The organism is Micromonospora sp. NPDC020750 (assembly GCF_044334565.1).
Lineage (GTDB): Bacteria > Actinomycetota > Actinomycetes > Mycobacteriales > Micromonosporaceae > Micromonospora.
Genome location: NZ_JBIRTH010000029.1, coordinates 1 through 2,680, shown reverse-complemented (window position 1 = coordinate 2,680; position 2,680 = coordinate 1). Strand labels below are relative to the sequence as shown.

Genomic DNA, 2,680 nt, shown 5'->3' with positions numbered 1-2,680 from the left:
GAGCACCCATGGGTGATTCTATTCACGGGTCTCACCTCCCTACAACGAATTCACGGTCAGCCACGACAATACCAGCGCAGCACAGCACCGCGCAATCTCCTACATGCGGTGCCGACGGGATGCCTGCCCGGCCCGGCGGTGCCAAGTCCAGCGGTGGGCGTCAAGGCGTCTACCAAGCTGAGGGATGCCGGACCGGCACAGCCGCTTTTAACCTGCTGAATGCGGGCCGAGAGGGTTTCGCGGGTTCTCCCCACGCGTACGCACCGGAGCTGATCCGAGCTCCGGATCCGGTGTCTGCCCCGCCCGCGATCGGGGGGCGGTCCCGGTGCCCGATGGGGCCCGCTCTACGAAAGGACAGGGTTTCGCCCATGACCGACCAGCCGTTCAAGTTCTCCGTGATTTCGGAGCCAAAGGACGCGAAGCAGTGGCTAGGCGTGGCCAGGCAGGCCGAAGACCTCGGGTTCACCACCCTGCTCATGGCCGACGTCCTGACTGCGCCGGCGCCGTTCCCCGCCCTCGCCCTCGCGGCCGGGGCGACCACGACGCTGCGGGTGGGAACGTGGGTGCTCGCCGGCCCGCTGCGCTTGCCGCGCATGGCGGCATGGGAGTCCCACACGCTGTCGGCGCTGAGCGGCGGGCGATTCGACCTCGGCATCGGGACGGGCCGGCCTTTCGTCCTCGAGGACGCGGATAAGCTGCTCGGCCTCCAGGCGCCGTCGGCCAAGGAACGCCTGGCGCAGGTGGAGAAGACGATCGACGAACTGCGCGCCCTCGACGGAGACGCGCACACCCCGGTGCTCATCGCCGCCGGCGGTCCGAAGGCCCGTGCCCTGGCCGCCGCCAAGGCCGACCTGGTCACGCTCGCCGCGAGCCCGTTCACCACCCGGGAAGAGATGGCCGAGCGGGTCGCGGAGGTGCGCAAGCAGGCCGGGGACCGGGCCGAGAAGCTCGAGTTCATCTCCCCGATCTACGTCATCGGCGACGAGGCACCGCCTTGGGTTCCGCGTCTCCTGCGGACCGACATGAAAACGCTCATCGAGCACGACTCGCTGAACATCCTGCGCGGGGGCCCGCAGGAGATGGCCGACGAGCTGCGGCGCCGCCGCGAGACCCTCGGCTTCTCCTCCTTCACCGTGAACGCCGTGTTCATGGAGAAGTTCGCCCCGGTGGTCGAGCTTCTCACCTAGTCACGCGGACTACCAGGGCTCTCGCCGGACCGCCGCGAGGGCGTCGGCGCGGCAGTCGTCGCCGGAGGGCCTTCGGCGGGAGCGTGGTGGACACCGGGCACATCGGTCGGGATCAGGTCCGCGAGGACACCGGCGCCGTGGCCCGCGCCGGTGACAGAGCGCTGATCTCTCGAAAGGCAACACCTATGCATTCTCTGCAGTTCACCGCCGAGTCGTCGTCGAAGGGCGTGGTGGAGCGCGACTTCATCGTGGGCCAGGTGCCGGGCGTTCTCTGGTCGCCGGCCTCCGGCGCCGATCGGGCACCGCTGGTGCTGATGGGCCACGGTGGGGGCAACCACAAGAGGCATCCGGCGATGGCGGGCCGGGCGCAGAGCTTCGTGGCTGGTTGCGGCTTTCACGTCGCCGTCATCGACGCACCCGGTCACGGCGACCGGCCGCGCACGGCGCACGACGAGCAGGAGGTCGCCGCGTTGGCGGCGGCGAGGGCGGCGGGTGAGCCGGAAGGTCCGGGTGCCCGGCGCTACAGCGGGTATCTGGCGGAGCTGGCCGTGCCGGAGTGGCGGGCGACCCTGGACGCGCTTCAGGAGCTTGCGGAGATCGGCGCGGACGGGCCGGTGGGCTACTTCGGCATCAACCTGGGCACCGCGATCGGGGTGCCGCTGGTGGCGGTCGAGCCCAGGATCACGGCCGCGGTCTTCGGCCTGCACTGGCCCGATGACCTGGCGGAGAAGGCGAAGCAGATCACCGTCCCGATCGAGTTCGACATGCAGTGGGACGACGAGGACATCCCGCGCGAGGCCGCCCTAGCACTGTTCGACGCCTTCGCCTCGACGGAGAAGACGTTGCACGCCAACGCGGGCAAACACCATGAAGTGCCCAGGTTCGAGGTCGACAGCGCGGCCCGGTTCTTCGCCCGGCATCTTGGCCGGGTGCTCACCTCACCGGCCTGAGGTGAGAGTGGCAGCGGCGTCCGGTCTGCCCATCGGGCGCCACTACCGCGGCCCCGGGTCAGGCAGCCTCATGGCTTACCGGTCGGCCGCCGTCCCTGCCGCGCCGTTCGCCCGCGAGGAGTAGGCCTGATCGGCAGCGACCGCGTCCGGTCGGGTGCGCGGACGGCGAGTCGACTTCCACCGGGGTGATTTGCTCGTTCCCGCCGCTCTTTCCTCCGCCGCCCCCCTCAGCACCGCTGGCCCGATTCCATGTCGATCCGGATCGCGACGCGGTCAGGCGGACCTGTTGATCACGGCGCTGCTGACTCGTTCCATCGGGCGTCGTCCTGCGGGCGGTCGCCGACGTGTCCAGCCTGCGCCAGATCAGCTACACCCGCAGCCTCCGCGCCATCGCCGAGGCCGAACCCGCTGCTAGGATGTGTGAACACCGCCAACGTCAGGCCGGGGAAGCATGACTCTGAAGATCGGTTACAAGGCGTCGGCCGAGCAGTTCGGCCCGCGCGAGCTCGTCGAGTACGCGGTCAGCGCGGAAGACCACGGCCT

2 protein-coding genes are annotated in these 2,680 nt (G+C 69.9%); both read left to right on the top strand.

Annotated features, from left to right (window positions below; genetic code table 11):
• The first annotated feature begins 368 nt into the window (after positions 1–368).
• Positions 369–1,187 carry an LLM class flavin-dependent oxidoreductase gene (locus ACH4T9_RS31945; protein WP_396675164.1) on the top strand — a complete coding sequence of 273 codons (819 nt, stop codon included), beginning with the start codon at positions 369–371 and terminating at the stop codon, positions 1,185–1,187.
• Between the two features lie 185 nt (positions 1,188–1,372).
• The gene (locus tag ACH4T9_RS31940; RefSeq protein ID WP_396675163.1) at positions 1,373–2,137 is read left to right on the top strand and encodes an alpha/beta hydrolase; all 765 of its coding nucleotides are present in this window, start codon (positions 1,373–1,375) and stop codon (positions 2,135–2,137) included.
• The last annotated feature ends 543 nt before the right edge of the window (positions 2,138–2,680 follow it).